Annotated in this window: 15 protein-coding genes and 1 pseudogene; 7 read left to right on the forward strand and 9 right to left on the reverse strand. The window is 41.5% G+C overall.

Annotated features, from left to right (window positions below; translation table 11 throughout):
• Positions 1-257 precede the first annotated feature (257 nt).
• Together HWQ43_RS24615 and HWQ43_RS24620 are read right to left on the reverse strand one after the other, a co-directional pair.
• Entirely contained in the window at positions 258-473 is a 216-nt protein-coding gene (locus HWQ43_RS24615; RefSeq protein WP_292738586.1) for a hypothetical protein, read from the reverse strand.
• Positions 460-621 (reverse strand): hypothetical protein, encoded by a 162-nt coding sequence (locus HWQ43_RS24620; RefSeq protein WP_292738587.1) that lies wholly within the window; start codon positions 619-621, stop codon positions 460-462. Before HWQ43_RS24620 ends, HWQ43_RS24615 begins: the two co-directional genes overlap by 14 nt.
• Positions 622-1,529: 908 nt before the next feature.
• On the opposite strand from HWQ43_RS24620, the pseudogene HWQ43_RS24625 reads away from it, so the two are divergent.
• Positions 1,530-3,170 (forward strand): annotated as a pseudogene (locus tag HWQ43_RS24625) (calcium-binding protein); the annotation flags it as partial.
• Here HWQ43_RS24625 and HWQ43_RS24630 read toward each other — a convergent pair.
• Both HWQ43_RS24630 and bchE read right to left on the reverse strand, forming a co-directional pair.
• A complete protein-coding gene (locus HWQ43_RS24630; RefSeq protein WP_292738588.1) occupies positions 3,142-3,309 on the reverse strand; it encodes a hypothetical protein in 168 nt (55 codons plus the stop codon). The pseudogene HWQ43_RS24625 and the gene HWQ43_RS24630 sit on opposite strands and share 29 nt — an antisense overlap.
• Positions 3,310-3,458: 149 nt before the next feature.
• The gene (gene bchE / locus HWQ43_RS24635) at positions 3,459-5,051 is read right to left on the reverse strand and encodes a magnesium-protoporphyrin IX monomethyl ester anaerobic oxidative cyclase (protein ID WP_292738589.1); all 1,593 of its coding nucleotides are present in this window, start codon (positions 5,049-5,051) and stop codon (positions 3,459-3,461) included.
• Between the two features lie 511 nt (positions 5,052-5,562).
• Here bchE and urtE point away from each other — a divergent pair.
• Complete coding sequence (urtE, locus tag HWQ43_RS24640; protein WP_099101646.1) at positions 5,563-6,261, forward strand: urea ABC transporter ATP-binding subunit UrtE; 699 nt, start codon at positions 5,563-5,565, stop codon at positions 6,259-6,261.
• On the opposite strand, the gene HWQ43_RS24645 is transcribed toward urtE, so the two are convergent.
• Together HWQ43_RS24645 and HWQ43_RS24650 are read right to left on the reverse strand one after the other, a co-directional pair.
• Positions 6,224-6,964 (reverse strand): hypothetical protein, encoded by a 741-nt coding sequence (locus tag HWQ43_RS24645; RefSeq protein ID WP_292738590.1) that lies wholly within the window; start codon positions 6,962-6,964, stop codon positions 6,224-6,226. The two genes, urtE and HWQ43_RS24645, sit on opposite strands and share 38 nt — an antisense overlap.
• A gap of 8 nt (positions 6,965-6,972) precedes the next feature.
• Positions 6,973-8,286, reverse strand: a complete 1,314-nt coding sequence (locus HWQ43_RS24650) for a cytochrome P450 (RefSeq protein ID WP_292738648.1) — start codon at positions 8,284-8,286, stop codon at positions 6,973-6,975.
• A gap of 268 nt (positions 8,287-8,554) precedes the next feature.
• Between HWQ43_RS24650 and HWQ43_RS24655 the strand changes: the two genes are divergently transcribed.
• The 3 genes from HWQ43_RS24655 (at position 8,555) to HWQ43_RS24665 (ending at position 9,872) form a co-directional block, all read left to right on the forward strand.
• A complete protein-coding gene (locus HWQ43_RS24655; protein ID WP_292738591.1) occupies positions 8,555-9,160 on the forward strand; it encodes a VTT domain-containing protein in 606 nt (201 codons plus the stop codon).
• A gap of 180 nt (positions 9,161-9,340) precedes the next feature.
• On the forward strand, positions 9,341-9,631 hold the full coding sequence (locus HWQ43_RS24660) for a hypothetical protein (RefSeq protein ID WP_292738592.1): 291 nt from the start codon (positions 9,341-9,343) through the stop codon (positions 9,629-9,631).
• Positions 9,632-9,650: 19 nt separating this feature from the next.
• Positions 9,651-9,872 (forward strand): hypothetical protein, encoded by a 222-nt coding sequence (locus HWQ43_RS24665; RefSeq protein ID WP_292738593.1) that lies wholly within the window; start codon positions 9,651-9,653, stop codon positions 9,870-9,872.
• On the opposite strand, the gene HWQ43_RS24670 is transcribed toward HWQ43_RS24665, so the two are convergent.
• Together HWQ43_RS24670 and HWQ43_RS24675 are read right to left on the reverse strand one after the other, a co-directional pair.
• Entirely contained in the window at positions 9,869-10,426 is a 558-nt protein-coding gene (locus tag HWQ43_RS24670) for a hypothetical protein (RefSeq protein WP_292738594.1), read from the reverse strand. The two genes, HWQ43_RS24665 and HWQ43_RS24670, sit on opposite strands and share 4 nt — an antisense overlap.
• Positions 10,427-10,583: 157 nt before the next feature.
• Positions 10,584-10,727 (reverse strand): hypothetical protein, encoded by a 144-nt coding sequence (locus HWQ43_RS24675; protein WP_292738656.1) that lies wholly within the window; start codon positions 10,725-10,727, stop codon positions 10,584-10,586.
• Positions 10,728-10,956: 229 nt separating this feature from the next.
• Here HWQ43_RS24675 and HWQ43_RS24680 point away from each other — a divergent pair, with 229 nt between their 5' ends.
• Together HWQ43_RS24680 and mutS are read left to right on the forward strand one after the other, a co-directional pair.
• Entirely contained in the window at positions 10,957-11,223 is a 267-nt protein-coding gene (locus HWQ43_RS24680; protein ID WP_292738595.1) for a hypothetical protein, read from the forward strand.
• Between the two features lie 557 nt (positions 11,224-11,780).
• Positions 11,781-14,399, forward strand: coding sequence for a DNA mismatch repair protein MutS (mutS, locus tag HWQ43_RS24685; protein WP_292738650.1), 2,619 nt, complete (start codon positions 11,781-11,783; stop codon positions 14,397-14,399).
• Positions 14,400-14,607: 208 nt separating this feature from the next.
• Here the strand turns inward: mutS and HWQ43_RS24690 are convergent, their stop codons facing one another.
• Positions 14,608-15,177 carry a peptidylprolyl isomerase gene (locus HWQ43_RS24690; protein WP_292738596.1) on the reverse strand — a complete coding sequence of 190 codons (570 nt, stop codon included), beginning with the start codon at positions 15,175-15,177 and terminating at the stop codon, positions 14,608-14,610.
• Between the last annotated feature and the right edge of the window lie 259 nt (positions 15,178-15,436).

Raw genomic sequence — 15,436 nt, forward strand, 5'->3', positions numbered from 1 at the left:
CCCAGCCATACACAGATACACCCCTCTCATACGAGAAGTAGATTACCATATTTCGGTATTAGTGGGATAGGTTCGGTGTATACACAAGTCAAATTACCCCCCTTAATCCTCCCGATGCATTGGAGGGAAACCGGAAAATCTAGTTTCCTCCCCAATACATACGGGGAGGGTTAGGGAGGGGTAATTCAATGACTGGTAGTGATTCCATAACTTGTGTGTACACTGTAGCCATTTACGAGCATCGAACAGCGTCTTTGTCAAGCAATAGCCTCTTGCTTAGGCTTTCGCACCGGACGTTTGCGTTCGCTTCGACGAACGCCCCCCGCCATTTTGTACTCATCGCTATTCTTGCCATACTTTGCAGCTACACTGAGTAACATGTGTTCTGTTAGTTCCATCAGCGACTTTTCGGCAACTTCTAAGGCTCCCTGAGTCATATCCACGGTGGAGAGGCTTGAGTTATAAGCTTCCAACTTGTCTTGCGTTGTTTTGAATGACGGCTGCAAAAGAGTCAATTGTTACCCCATTGCCTAAGTCTAAGGTAGGACTGATCGATTTCAAAGCCGCAATCCGACGCTGTGCTTTATCAATTACTTTAAACCCGCGTTTTGGACGTGACATAAATCACTTTCTTGTTATTAATAATGCGTCAGGATAAAAACTGACTTCTACCCTGAACTGTACAGCACTAGGATAAACAGATTTAGGGTTATTTGACACCCGCATAATTCAGTATGCGTTGATTTATTTATGACAAATATATTGAATGGATTTATGTAAATTACCGGGGGTTGTCTAAATTCAATAAACGGCTACCCGAATTCAATAAACGACTGCCCGAATTCAATAAACGGCTACCCGAATTCAATAAACGACTGCCCGAATTCAATAAACGGCTACCCGAATTCAATAAACAACTGCCCGAATTCAATAAACGACTGCCCGAATTCAATTAACAACTGCACAAATCCAAAATTCGCCCACCCTGCGGGATCTTGCTACATCCCCCAACCCCTTCTCCCAATTTTGGGAGAAGGGGAGCCAAATTTAAAGTCCCTCTCCCAAGCTTGGGAGAGGGATTTAGGGTGAGGGCAAGGGATTCATGCAAGAAGTCTAATGTGAAGAATATGCTTTAGATGTGTTTTTAAGCAAAGACATCTAAGTAAATACGGTAGTATATGGTTAGTGTTAGGTTATTTAGGTATTCTGTATTTTCAAGGTAGATATGCACACAGAATTTCTCAGAACGAGGGTATAAAAATCTCATTATTTCTCAGTAGTTAACTATTGACTTGAATTTACACCCTGATTAATTTGTACAGTGCCATTCGACTTAGATAGGTTGAGAAAAAATCAGTACTACTGAAAAGCCTTTTCATAGGGTAAATCTTTGATAAATATTACTGCTCCTAATTCTTAAGGTATACGTCAACTTCGGTAAGTATTTTGTGCCCGAAAACAGCACTAAATTCAAGGTTGAGAACTGAAATTACTGAAAAAATGGAATCAGGTAGGTAAAAATTATGGCAAATATTATTGGAACCGACGGCTACGATTTACTACAAGGTAGTACTGGGAATGATACTCTCATTGGTGGTCAGGGGAATGATTATTTAACTGGTGGCGGTGGCAAGGATAAATTTGTTTACAACTTGGGTGATGGCACTGATACAATCACTGATTTCGGTGGCATAGGTAAAGGAACCAACCCGACAGCAGCAGTTATTGCTGAAGTGGATACCATCAAATTCCAGGGTGCAGGATTAACTGCTCAAAATTTATTGCTGATTCAGAATGGCAACGATCTAGAAATTACCTTTGAGGGGAATACTAATACCGTAGTTATTCTGCAAAACTTCAAACTAGAAAACTTGGAGAATCTGAAAGCTTCTGGAGGCAACCCAGCACTTGGTAATATCCTGTTTGATGGGCAAAATAGCATCACTGACAGCTTTAATGTCCTCGATTCCAACTCTACTGATACTAGCCTGGGCATTAAGAACACAGTAACTTTCCTCAATGATCTCAACAATAACATTACGGGGTTAGAGGACTCAAATGATGTAGTTAATGGTCAAGGCGGTAATGACAAAATCGATGGCTTGAGTGGAAACGATTTGCTGCGAGGTGGTGCGGGTAATGATACCCTCATTGGTGGTACGGGTAATGACTCCCTTATTGGTGGTACGGCTAATGACTCCCTTGTTGGCAATAATCTGCTTTCTGGAGGCTATGGCAATGATTATCTCTCCATCTCTGGCTACCGGAGCTTTAGCTACCCAGACTACGATTACAACTCTCGGTTGTCTGGTAAGAACACCCTCAACGGTGGCGCAGGTGACGATAACTTAAGTGCTAGCGGTTCAACAGGCAATAATTTGCTCTCTGGGGATGATGGCAATGATAATCTCTCCATCTCTGGCTACTACGAAGGAAGTAACTACGGCAACTACGACTCTCGCTCGTCTGGTAAGAACACCCTCAACGGTGGTGCAGGTAAGGATACCTTGAGTGCTGGCGGTTCAACAGGCGATAATTTGCTCTCTGGGGGTGATAGCAATGATTATCTCTCTATTTCTGGCTACTTCAAATACACTCCTAGCAACGACCCGTACTCACCCCGCGACACCTCCATCACATACGATTCTCGCTCGTCTGGAAAAAACACTCTTAATGGTGGCACTGGGGACGATAACTTGGATGCTACTAATTCAAAAGGTAATAACTTACTCGATGGTGGCGCGGGCAATGATTATATCTCTGCCTCTAGCGCCTCTGGCAAAAACACAATCTATGGTGGTAGTGGGAATGATACCCTTATAGGTGGCTTTGGTAATGACATCCTCTATGGAGGCACTGATAGAGATACCTTTGTTTTCAATACTTACAATAAAGGTGTTGACAGTATTTATGACTTCAACGCGACTAATGAACTGATTCAGATATCGGCTGCTGGCTTTGGCGGGGGGTTATCGCTAGGTTCACTTAAGACAAATCAGTTTACCCTCGGAACATCTGCAACGACAAGCAATCAACGATTTATCTATAACGGTGCTACAGGTGGACTGTTCTTTGACCTTGATGGCAGTGCGTCTGGGTTTACTCAGGTAAAATTTGCCCAACTATCTACTGGTTTGTCAGTCAGCGTAAACAATTTTGTGGTTGTTTAATCAGAATTAGCGCTCTTTGATTGCCAAGCGGTAAGGTTTGCGAGGTGATAGTTTTAGCGTCTCGCATTCGATTATTTAATGCAAGCCATTTTGTTAAGCGATCGCGATTATTGCAGAGATAATGCGATGTGCGACTCATTCTTGGAACCCCACTTCCATTCCTCTCCCCGAAAGGTTGAGAGGCTTTGATTCTTGCTCCCCTTCCCTTGTAGGGAAGGGGTTGGGGGTTAGGTTTGAGATCAAGTTTTACACGGCGTGAGATAATACAGCAGAATTCAGAATTCACAATTAAACTTGTTCTTGCTCGACTTGTGTCAGATCATTGGGTGCGCCGCAGGCAGAAATATTGCCTGTAAAATTTATATCCGCCACCAGTTCTGGATGTTCTTGCTTTTGTTGCGTGATTTGTTCGCGGGTGAAAATCTTCGATTCATCAAAACCTAGCTCAATTTCGGTGTGTAAACCTTTGTACTTAACTCGTTTAAGGTTGTAGAAACGTTTGTTGAGAGTGGTTTTTACGAAAGCCTTCAAGCAACCTAAAAGATACTTGCGTTTAAAGGGGTCTTTAACAAACCAATACTCAATGGTTTTGCGGAGGTAAAAACGGGCATAGTTTCGCAGTACTCCTTTGAGAACATCCTCCCGTTCCATTGCATCTGGTTTCATTATTGGGGTGACAAAGTTATATTGGGAATAATCCCGAACTTCTACGCGATCGCCTAATTCTTCAAATAACTCGGAAAATGGCCAAGGAGTAAACATATTCCAGTTAGCCATGTCTGTTTGCCAATCCAAAGCCATCTGATAGGTTTGCTCAATCGTCTCTGGGGTTTCGTTCTCCAAACCCATAATAAATTGAGCCTCAGCAACCATGCCGTTTTGCTTTAACAGTTGAATTGCCCGCTTGTTTTGTTCAATAGTCGTTTCTTTACGGAACAAATTCAACTTCAACTGTGCAGCTGCTTCTGTACCCAAGGAAACATGAACCAATCCCGCTTTCCGGTAAAGAGGTAATTCTTGCTCATCCCGCAATATATCTGTTACCCGTGTATTGATTCCCCAATAAACACCCAGATTGCGTTCGATCAACTCGTTACATAGGTCAATAAATTTAGGTTTATTAATGGTTGGTTCCTCATCGGCAAGAATGAAAAAACCAACTTTGTGCTGTTTCACCAAGATTTCTATTTGATCGACAAATTTCTTGGGAGTGCCAGAACGGTATTTGCGCCAGAATTTCCACTGGGAACAGAAACGGCAGGTGAAGGGACATCCTCTCGCATAGTTGGGAACCGCCACTCGCACGTTGAGGGGAGTATAGATATATTTATTCCAATCTAATAGGCTCCAATCTGGGGTAAGGGTATCCAAATCAGCGATCGGGGGATGGGCTGGTGTAGCGATGACTTGCCCATCTTCTAAGAAGGCAATGCCTAAAATATTGCGGCGCTCTGTACGATCTGTACCATTAGCGATCGCATTCAGCAAATTAACTGTAATCTCTTCTCCTTCTCCGCGAATAATGTAATCTACCCAAGGAGCTTCATTGAGAACTTCATTGTACATATAGGTAGGGTGAACCCCACCCATAATTGTCTTGGCTTGAGGGCAAACTTCTTTAACTATCTTCAGGGTTTTTTCAGATTGGTAAATCATCGGCGTGATTGCTGTTGCCAACACGACATCCGGCTGATGTTTAGCGATCATTTTTGCTAAAGCATCATCTGAAATATCATCAGTCATGGCATCAATAAAGCAAATATCGCTCAAGCCAGCCGTCTTTAATGCCCCACCAACATAAGGAACCCAAGAAGGTGGCCAATTACCAGCAATTTCTGCACCACCAGAATGATAATTGGGTTGAATCATCATAATCCGCATAATCTACCTCCTAATTCTTACTAGACTAGTACCGCAAGGCGGAATTAAAAATTAAAAATTAAAAATAAATACAGCATAAGGGTTTCGTTGATTTGGAATGATTGGTTTATTTCCGCCGTGTTGTAATAGAGGAATCAAAAATTGAAAATATCTTGCCTTAAACAACACAAAAATAAAAACAAAGAAAGACTGATGAATAAATTCTTGCTAATCGAGATGAAATAAATATGCAAAAACCTACCAATTGAATTGCTGGTAAAAATTTGTTATTTTACGATTATTATTTTTACCATTTAAATTGTTCACTACATAACTATACAGCTATGCAATCTTGATGACAAAGAAATTTTCTCAAAACTTAATCTTCATAAACCTTCTACTGAGTTGCATTTGCAATCAGGTATCATAAGGGATTAACCAGACTTCTAATGAACTGCGGTTAATTATTTCTTAATAGAGGAATCGCCAGTTAGAGACTTGATGTCAAAACTAAACAGTTAAAAATTCTTTTATGCTAAAAATTTCTAACCTCAACGTTTATTACGGCGAAAGCCATATTCTCCGCAACGTAGATTTGAGCGTACCATCGGGGCAAATGGTTTGCCTAATTGGACGCAATGGTGTCGGAAAAACGACCTTACTCAAAACTATCATGGGTTTACTCAAACCCCGTAGCGGTACTATTAATTTAGCTGAAGAATTAATCAATTCCAAATCCCCAGACCAAAGGGCAAAGTTGGGAATTGGTTATGTGCCCCAAGGGCGAGAAATTATACCTCGGTTGACAGTTAAAGAAAATTTACTGCTGGGGTTGGAAGCTAGACGCAAACCAGTAAAAAAAGCAGAAATTTCAGAGGAAGTTTTTAGCTTATTTCCGGTGTTAAAAACAATGCTTTCGCGGATGGGTGGTGATTTAAGTGGAGGACAGCAGCAACAATTAGCGATCGCCCGTGCTTTAATGGGAGAACCTCAACTACTCGTCTTAGATGAACCTACCGAAGGTATTCAACCCTCAATTATCCTAGAAATTGAAGCCGCAGTCCGTCGCATCGTTGAAACCACAGGTATTTCGGTATTATTAGTAGAGCAACATTTACACTTTGTCCGTCAAGCTGATTACTATTACGCCATGCAAAAAGGTGGTATTGTCGCCTCCGGTTCCACCACCGAACTTAGCCAAGATGTGATTCAGCGCTTTTTAGCTGTTTAATTTTTGATATTTCTATATCAATTGTGTCGGTAGCAATCAAGTCTGCCGCTTCTTGTAAAAGCTCATTTTGTTCCTTTTGAATTGCTTCCAAGCGATGAGAAATTTCTGCTAATCGTTGTTGTTTATTTGGTTGAAAATTTTCAGGTGGTAAAGTAGGTAGGTTATCGGTTGTTTTAGCACCTGTGATTCGTTGAACAGCAAAACTCCCAACTTTAATTAAAGATAGAAAACTAACTTTCATCAAAGCCTGAAGCAATCTTAATGGAACTTTGAGTATTGACCAACTAGCAGTTTCAATTAAGCGGACAATTGCTTTGATGATGCTCCACAGTAGAGCAAGTGCAAATAGCAAAATTACTATACTAATAATTGGGTGATTAGCTCCCCAAGCTAGTATTTGAACTAACCGAAAAAATATCGGGTGTTGTGTCAGCCAATCACTTGCAGAAGATACCATTGCATCTTTAACTGCTGCCGATGTTGTACTCTTAAATTTATCAGCAGTTTGCCAAGTTTGTTCTAAACTTGTCGTAACTGTATCAATTGCTTTATCAGTTGTTGTAGTGGCTGTTGTCTTCAAAGACTCACCAGCTTGTTGTGCTGAGTTACTTAGAGAGTTAACGCTTCCGCCCACAAAATCTTTCACATTTTGCCAGCGTTGTAAAACTCCATTAGGTAAATGTATGTTTATTTGGGATATCATAAAACATTTCACCGAGGTTGAAATCTAACCCGCAATCCATCTTTCGGGCGATTAGTGGGAACCACAACTTCCTCTAAACTTTGATTGGGTAATATCTCCCAATGATAATTGCGTAGAAGATGAGCAGCAACAATCTTCATTTCCATTTTGGCAAAGGCTAGGCCAATACAGATGCGTGGCCCACCGCCAAAACCAACTAAACTAAAAGGATACTTTTTATGTTCTTGGCGCTGGGGACTGAAACGGTCTGGCTCAAACCGGTCTGGTTCAGAATAAATTTCTTCAATTCGGTGAGTAACTCCAATTGAATAGTATAATTGCCAACCAGCAGGAACGTGATAACCTTTAAACTCAAAGTCTTTAATTACGCCACGAAACCCGCCTCCGACAGGTTGATGCAATCTTTCAACTTCCCACAAAACCTGCTCTAAATAGGGCATTTTCCCCAATTGTTCTAAATCCAAGTCACCTTTACTTGCAAGTTGCAATTGTTCAACTCTTGCTTGTTCGAATACTTCTGGATGACGGGCTAACTCTACACACAACCAAGTCAGCATCGAAGTAGTAGTTTCATGTCCAGCAAATAGTAATAATAACGCCTGAGCGATGAGTTCTTTTTCACTCATCCGGTTCCCTTCTTCATCTTGGGCTTGCACTAATAAACTCAGAGCATCTTTTGTTGGATTTTGCTGACGTTCTCTGACAACTTGAGTTAGATGCTCTAAAATCTGATTACGAGCAGCTATAGCTTTACCAAATGTTGTAAATGGCAAGGGCAACGGATTAATCGCAAACAGTCCATTTGTCATGGCTGCAAACAACTTGCTAAAACGTACACATTCAGGGCCAGAACGCGTACCCAACAATAATTGACTAGCAATATCAAACGTCAGTTGTTTAAATTCTTGAAACCAAGTAAATTCCTGCTGCTTCTCCCACTTTTGCAGATAACTACGTGTAATATCTTCCATTGTGGAGACATAATTTGCCAATGCTGGGCCATGCAATGCCGGCATCATCAAGCGGCGATTTCTGCGGTGTTCTTCTCCATCTTGCAGAAAAAGTGATTCACCCAGTAAAGTCTTAAAATTATCAGGCCATCCCTCACGCCAAGAAAAATTCTCCATTTGGCTTGACAAAACCAACTCTAATGCTTCTGGCCCGACCATCACTACAGTCGGTCTGCCAAGAAGATGAGTTTTGAAGATGGGCCCATACTGGCGATAGCGCTTTTTAGCAAAATCGCGGTCGAAAACAAAGGAGAGTGTTTCACCTAATACAGGCAAACCAAAGCTTCCAGGAGGAATTTGATGACTTTTCATATCTCTAAGGGTAGCTATGAAAAAGTTAACACGATATTTCAACTCTGCTGCGTTAGCAAAGCTCGCCGTAGGCATCGCAGCACCCCAAAATATTCTTAGTACTTTCAAATATCTTTGTCTCTTGCACTCATAGCCCAAAACCTGTCATCTGTCATTATATTTCCCAAGATTACATAATAACTTTACATAAATTTAATATTACTTTTTATTCAATAAAATTGCTGAACGTTAAGATGTTGTGGATCTATTGTTGAAAAGTAGAAGTTTTATGCATTTGGATTTGCCACAACTGATTAAATCACTTGGCTATTTTGGGGTCTGGGCGATTGTATTTGCTGAATCTGGCTTGTTAATTGGTTTTTTTCTGCCTGGGGATAGCTTATTGTTCACCGCTGGATTTGTTGCATCTCAGAATTTATTGAACATTTGGGTTCTAATAATTGGTGCTTTTATTTGTGCAGTCTTAGGTGACAATGTTGGCTATGTGACTGGGCATAAATTTGGCAGAAGACTATTTAATAAGGAAGATTCATGGCTGTTTCATAAAAAACATCTTGTGAAAACTCAAAACTTCTATCACCAGCACGGTAAAAAAACAATTGTTTTAGCACGCTTTTTACCCATTGTACGGACTTTCGCGCCCATTGTGGCCGGGATTGGTGCAATGCATTATCGCACATTTATGTCTTACAACTTAATTGGTGGCTTTCTTTGGACATTTGGCATTACCCTATTAGGGTTTTTCTTAGGAAAATCTCTGCCACCTGAACAGGTAGATAAGTATTTGTTACCGATTATTGGATTAATTATAGTAATTTCTTTGATACCATCGATTATTCATTTGGTACAAGAAAATAGAGCAAACAAAAGTTGAAATATTTTTTGTAGCTCCTTAGTAGATGTTTTATTGTAGAGACAAGTATATTGATTTACTGAAGCCATAAACATCAGAGCTTGATCATACCCTCATGAGCGACAAACAAAAGGATACAGAGCAACTAAATTTATTTATGGGAATTTTGAATTTTGAATTTTGAATTCGGAGCGCAGCGACGTGACTTCCTTAAACATCAACCTGTATCTGTTCCTAGAAAATCTCCTCTTTTTCCTTATTGCCACACTTTTCATTCTGGTTGTGAACTGGGGATGGAAAAACGCAAAGCCTTATACTCTACCTTTACCATTTCCCGGTTGGTATAAAATCTGGTTTGGCTCGGTGCAACTGCTAGCAGTAGTGCCGCCATTAGTGGTGATGCTATTGTGGGGTGTATGGTGGGGCGATCGCACGGTGTTAGCTGTGCTTGCTTGGTATTTATATCGTCTTAGGGTTGCAAATCATCTCTGAAAGAGTAACGCTTAGGCAGTTGCAAAATGTCGTCTGGGTGATGGTTCCTTATATATATCTCCCTTACCGCTTTTGGCAGTTGTATGAGGGTTTGACACTTTTGGATTCGACAAGCGAGTTGCAGTGGGTACGATATTTATTGATTTTTGAATTGGTGATGTGGATTGTTAACTACGCCATAGATGTATCTCAATTGCCGCGGCTGTTTCGTTGGGAAGTACAATCAAATGACCTGAGCTAGGGATTAATCGCAGAATTTGCCATTTTTACTAAAGAAGTGCGATCGCCTGCTTTTAATCCAAAAACATATTGCACACCCTGTTGTCTCCAAGTCAAGGTAGCATCTGAGCAACCAGCACCACAAGTAAAATCTACAAAATAGCCAGTAATGCCCTTAGCTAAGGATACACGTTTCCCCGTCAGGCTCGGTGTTTTGCGGGTTATGGCTTCAGCGGAAACAACGCCTAAACGACAGGCAGAAGCACCATTACAGTCTGGACTATAACCCAGTAAAATATCATACTTTTTTTGCGTAGCAGCTTCTATAGTTGCGTAAATTGGATTTTCCCCATCCGACTCAGGAATGAACTTTGGTAAAAGAATCCGAATTTGAGTTTTTTGCTTTAATTTAGGCAGAATAGATTTAAAAACTGGGTGTGACTGAGTTTTACTCTGCTGTGCTATCAATTGGGACTGGTTATTTATATTGGCTATGGCTGACTTGTGAAAACTGCTGACACTGACTAATAAAAATACGGCACACACAGCACTAGTATTTCTAAAGCTTAAAATCATCTTTGAAAACCTATTCGATCAAAAGTACTTATTTGTAATACCCAGTTTTAGTATAAAAATACGCATTGAACAGATGAAGCGATCGCTGGGAATAATAAATACAAAATTAATCAGCCAATACCAATATACAATTTAACAACTCTTATCCACCCACGGTCTAAATTACAGCAATCTTAAGTACTGACAAAGCCAACACAGTTAGTCCCTGGATGGCAGCAATCGACCCTAATTGTGTAGCTTCGAGATTTAATCCAGCAGTTTTGAGAGTGGTAAACAGTTGTTCAATTTGCCATGTGTACACCGTATCCCTTTAAGCTATTTAGCATACACAAGTACTAAAAACCTTGATCGCTTAAGATAATTTAACCGTTTTTATACCCAGATGAATATACTCTCTGCGTATTTTTTATGAAAAAAAGATTCATCCCAATGTATATTTCTGCATTCTTTTGGGAATCATAAATCGAGGAAGAACTATACACCATAAGGTATTACTTCCTGAAATATCACGTAACTTTTAGAGGATAATTATGTCTAAACGCAAGTTGCCCAAAGGTCGTAGTGTTAGTTCAGTTGCTCTAGAACCAGAAGTTGCGATCGCAATTCTTGGGTTGTTTTCCGCTGCGGCTGATGGTGAAGGTATTTCTTCCACAGAAGAATATGCTTTGAGTGAATTTCTCGGTCGGGTTGACTTATTTGAAGATTACTCTGAAGATGACTTTGAAGAATTGACCGAAAAAGTCGTCAGCTTGATTGAAGAAGAAGAACCAGAAGATTTAATCGCCCAGTCTATCTAATCCTTACCCAATAGAGGTTATCGCGAAGCTGCATACATCACAGCTATCTTAGTAGTAGGGATTGACGAAGAAGTACCCGAAAACGAACAAGATTATATCTCTGAACTTCAAGAAGCCTTAAATATTTCAGACGAACGCGCACAAGAACTTATAGACGCAGTGTTCGGAGAAGAAGAGGAAGAAGAGGAAGAAGAGGAAGAAGAGGAGTAATATTTTTTGACTTGCAACCTCATACCATTTTGGATTTTAGATTTTGGATTGTGAAACATCCATTGGATAAATGTTTCAGTTTTCCATCTGTCGTAATCATTTTTCAAATTGGTATCAGTCATGTACCATCTTTAATTTGGGGTTGCTAAATTTAGAAGATGAAATAATTTTGTTTGAGTTAAGTTGTTCAGATTCCCGACTTCATGAAGAAGTTGGGAATTTTGCATTGTATCAAAATTAACATTTTTCACATAAAAGTAAAATATCCTTGAGCGATCGCCATTCAACTTTCACATCACGTTATCATCGGATTTTGTGGAATTTCCGTGCGTAACTCGATAGCATCTATGACCGCCTCTCACTCTGAAACTCCATCTACCAAACCCGACGCGAGTACTTTTATTTCTGACCATCTACAGGTGGATCGCAGTAAGCTAAGTCAAATGTACTTGCATTATGTCGAGACGAAGGATAAATATCCTCACGCGGTATTGCTGTATCGGGTAGGAGATTTCTTTGAATGCTATTTCCAAGATGCTGTCAAACTAGCGCAAGAATTGGAATTAGTTCTCACTAGTAAGCAAGCTGGGGAACAGGGACGGGTGGCGATGTCTGGTGTTCCGCATCACGCTTGGGAACGCTACGCGACGATGTTAGTAGAAAAAGGCTACGCAGTAGTAATTTGCGACCAAGTGGAAGATGCTTCTGAAGCTGCTGGGAGATTGGTGCGGCGAGAAGTAACGCGCATTCTTACACCCGGCACTTTGCTGGAAGAAGGAATGCTCAAATCCAGTCGCAATAATTACTTAGCAGCAGTAGTAATTGCCGCAAATCATTGGGGTTTAGCCTATGCAGACATCTCCACGGGGGAATTTCTCACCACTCAAGGTAGTGATTTAGAACATTTGACCCAAGAATTAATGCGCTTGCAACCTTCAGAGGTGTTAGTTCCGACAAATGCGCCCGATTTGGGTAGTTTGCTGCGTCCGGGAGAAACTTCGCCACATCTCCCCCAGTGTTTGCCACCATCATTTTGTTATAGTTTGCGATCGCAACTTCCCTTTTCCCAAGGTGAAGCTAGACCTAGATTATTGCAGAAATTTAAAGTGCGATCGCTCGAAGGACTCGGTTGCGATCATCTTCCCCTCGCCGTTCGTGCGGCCGGCGGTCTTCTGGAATACCTGGAAGATACTCAAAAAGAAAACCCTGTCACCCTCCAGAGACTCCGCAGCTACACTGTCACCGATTACTTAATTGTTGACAATCAAACCCGCCGTAACTTGGAAATTACCCAAACCGTCCGGGATGGCACTTTTCACGGTTCCCTACTTTGGGCGTTAGATAAAACTAGTACAGCGATGGGTGGGCGGGCTTTGCGGCGGTGGTTGTTGCAACCGCTACTTGACATTAAAGGTATTCGGGCGCGGCAAGATACCATCCAAGAATTGATGGAAAATACGCCCCTGCGTCAAGATTTGCGGCATTTGTTAAGGCAAATTTATGATTTGGAACGTCTTACAGGAAGGGCGGGTTCTGGTACAGCGAATGCTAGAGATTTAGTAGCTTTGGCAGATTCCCTCTCACGTTTACCGGAATTATCCAACTTAGTAGTTGAGACGCGTTCTCCATTTCTCAAAGCTTTGCAGAAAGTCCCAAGTGTGTTGGAAGAATTGGCACAAAAGTTACACGCACATCTTGTAGAGTCGCCACCCATACTAATTAAAGAAGGCGGATTAATTCGCCCTAGTGTAAATCCCCTGTTGGATGAAAGAAAGGCGACTGTAGAAGCAGACCAGCAATGGATTGCCAATTTGGAAGTTGATGAAAGAGCTAAGACAGCAATTTCGACACTGAAGGTAGGATTTAACAAAACCTTTGGTTACTATATCAGTATTTCCCGCACCAAAGCTGACCAAGTACCCGCTCATTATATCCGCAAGCAGACTCTGACTAATGAGGAACGTTACATCACTCCAGATTTAAAGGAACGAGAAGCCCGGATTCTGACGGCGCGAGATGATTTAAATCAGTTGGAATATGAGATTTTTACGGCGTTGCGGGAAGAGGTAGCGCAAGAGGCGGAAGTAATTCGCAATTTATCTCGTGCAGTGGCGGCGGCGGATGTGTTGTGTGGTTTGGCTGAGTTGGCGGTGCATCAAGGTTACTGTCGTCCCGAAATATTGCCAGGGAGGGAGATAAACATTGTTGATGGTCGTCATCCGGTAGTGGAACAGTCTTTACCTGCGGGGTTCTTTGTGCCGAATTCGACGCAATTGGGAAGAGAGGAAACGAACCGCCAAGGCGCAGAGGACGCAGAGGAGAAGGAGAAGAGTTTCTCCTCTGCCGCTCCTGACTTAATTATTCTCACTGGACCAAATGCCAGTGGCAAAAGTTGTTATTTGCGGCAGGTGGGATTGATTCAGTTAATGGCGCAAATTGGTAGTTTTGTACCTGCGAGATTTGCCAGATTGGGAATATGCGATCGCATTTTCACCCGTGTCGGTGCAGTAGATGATTTAGCAACTGGTCAATCTACCTTCATGGTGGAGATGAATGAAACCGCAAATATTCTCAACCATGCTACATCTAGGTCGTTGGTACTATTAGATGAAATTGGTCGCGGGACAGCAACATTTGATGGTCTTTCCATAGCTTGGGCGGTGGCAGAATATATAGCAGTGGATATTCGGTCACGGACAATTTTTGCCACTCATTACCACGAGTTAAATGAACTGGCTAGCATTATCCCGAATGTGGCTAACTATCAGGTGACAGTGAAAGAATTACCCGACCAAATTATCTTTTTGCACCAAGTTCAACCAGGAGGTGCTGATAAGTCTTATGGGATTGAAGCGGGAAGATTGGCGGGTTTACCAGCCGTAGTTATTCAACGGGCAAAACAAGTGATGGGGCAAATTGAAAAACACAGTAAGATTGCGATGGGACTGCAAAATCTTGATGGGTAATACCAAATTTAATGTGAAAGCTGCACTAAATGAGTAACTCGCTATTCTTGGCGCTCTTCTCTAACGAGACGCTACGCGATGGCGTACTTGGCGGTTCGTTTAATATTCTGTGCATCTTCATACAGAATTGGTATAAGCGAGTTCGTAGTAAGGACTTTAGTCCTTATTTTCTAAACACTAAAGTACTTACTACAAACCGAGGTGTTAATTACTGCCGAAAAATTTCTACTTTTTGTAACACCACTTCTTGATTTGGACGATCTCTAGTCGTAGGCACATTAGCGATCTTGTTGACTATATCTAGACCTTGGACAACTTCACCAAAAACACTGTGTTTGTTGTCAAGGTGAGGCGTTGGTGCTTCTGTAATGAACCATTGCGAACCATTAGTACCGCGTCCGGCATTAGCCATCGACAGGATACCTGCACCAGTGTGTCTCAATTCTGGATGAAACTCATCCTCAAATTGATATCCTGGGCCACCAGTACCCCATCGATTGGCTGTATCTAGATAACGACTCAGAGGATCGCCACACTGAATCATAAAATCAGGGATGACCCGGTGAAAGCGAACCCCATCGTAAGCTGGAGTTCCCTTACCAGATTGACCAGTTTTAGGGTCTTTCCAGTCGATTGTTCCAGTTGCTAGACCGACAAAATTTTTGACGGTGTTGGGGGTTCGCTCTTCTTCCAAACGAACTACAATTTCACCCAAGGAAGTAATTAAACGAGCGTGCAGTGTTCCATCACCGGGAATATTAATTTCTGGAAAATTCATGAGCTATCCTATGAATGAAAACTAGCCAGTATTTGACCTACGATAAGCTTATCAGCATTCAAGTTATCTCATATCCACATAATTAGTTATGATTTCCACAGCCATTGCAACCCACCTCCAGCCTTGGTAAGGGGGGGGGAGACAAAGCGTAGCTTTAGCGGGGTAGGGTGATTCGGGTTTAATAAGTAATCAAGCGGACATAATATTACAGGTTTAGAGATTACGAAAAAACTGAACCAAGGAAACTTTAGAAAACGAA

The organism is Nostoc sp. JL31 (assembly GCF_017114965.1).
Taxonomy (GTDB): Bacteria; Cyanobacteriota; Cyanobacteriia; order Cyanobacteriales; family Nostocaceae; genus Nostoc; species Nostoc punctiforme_A.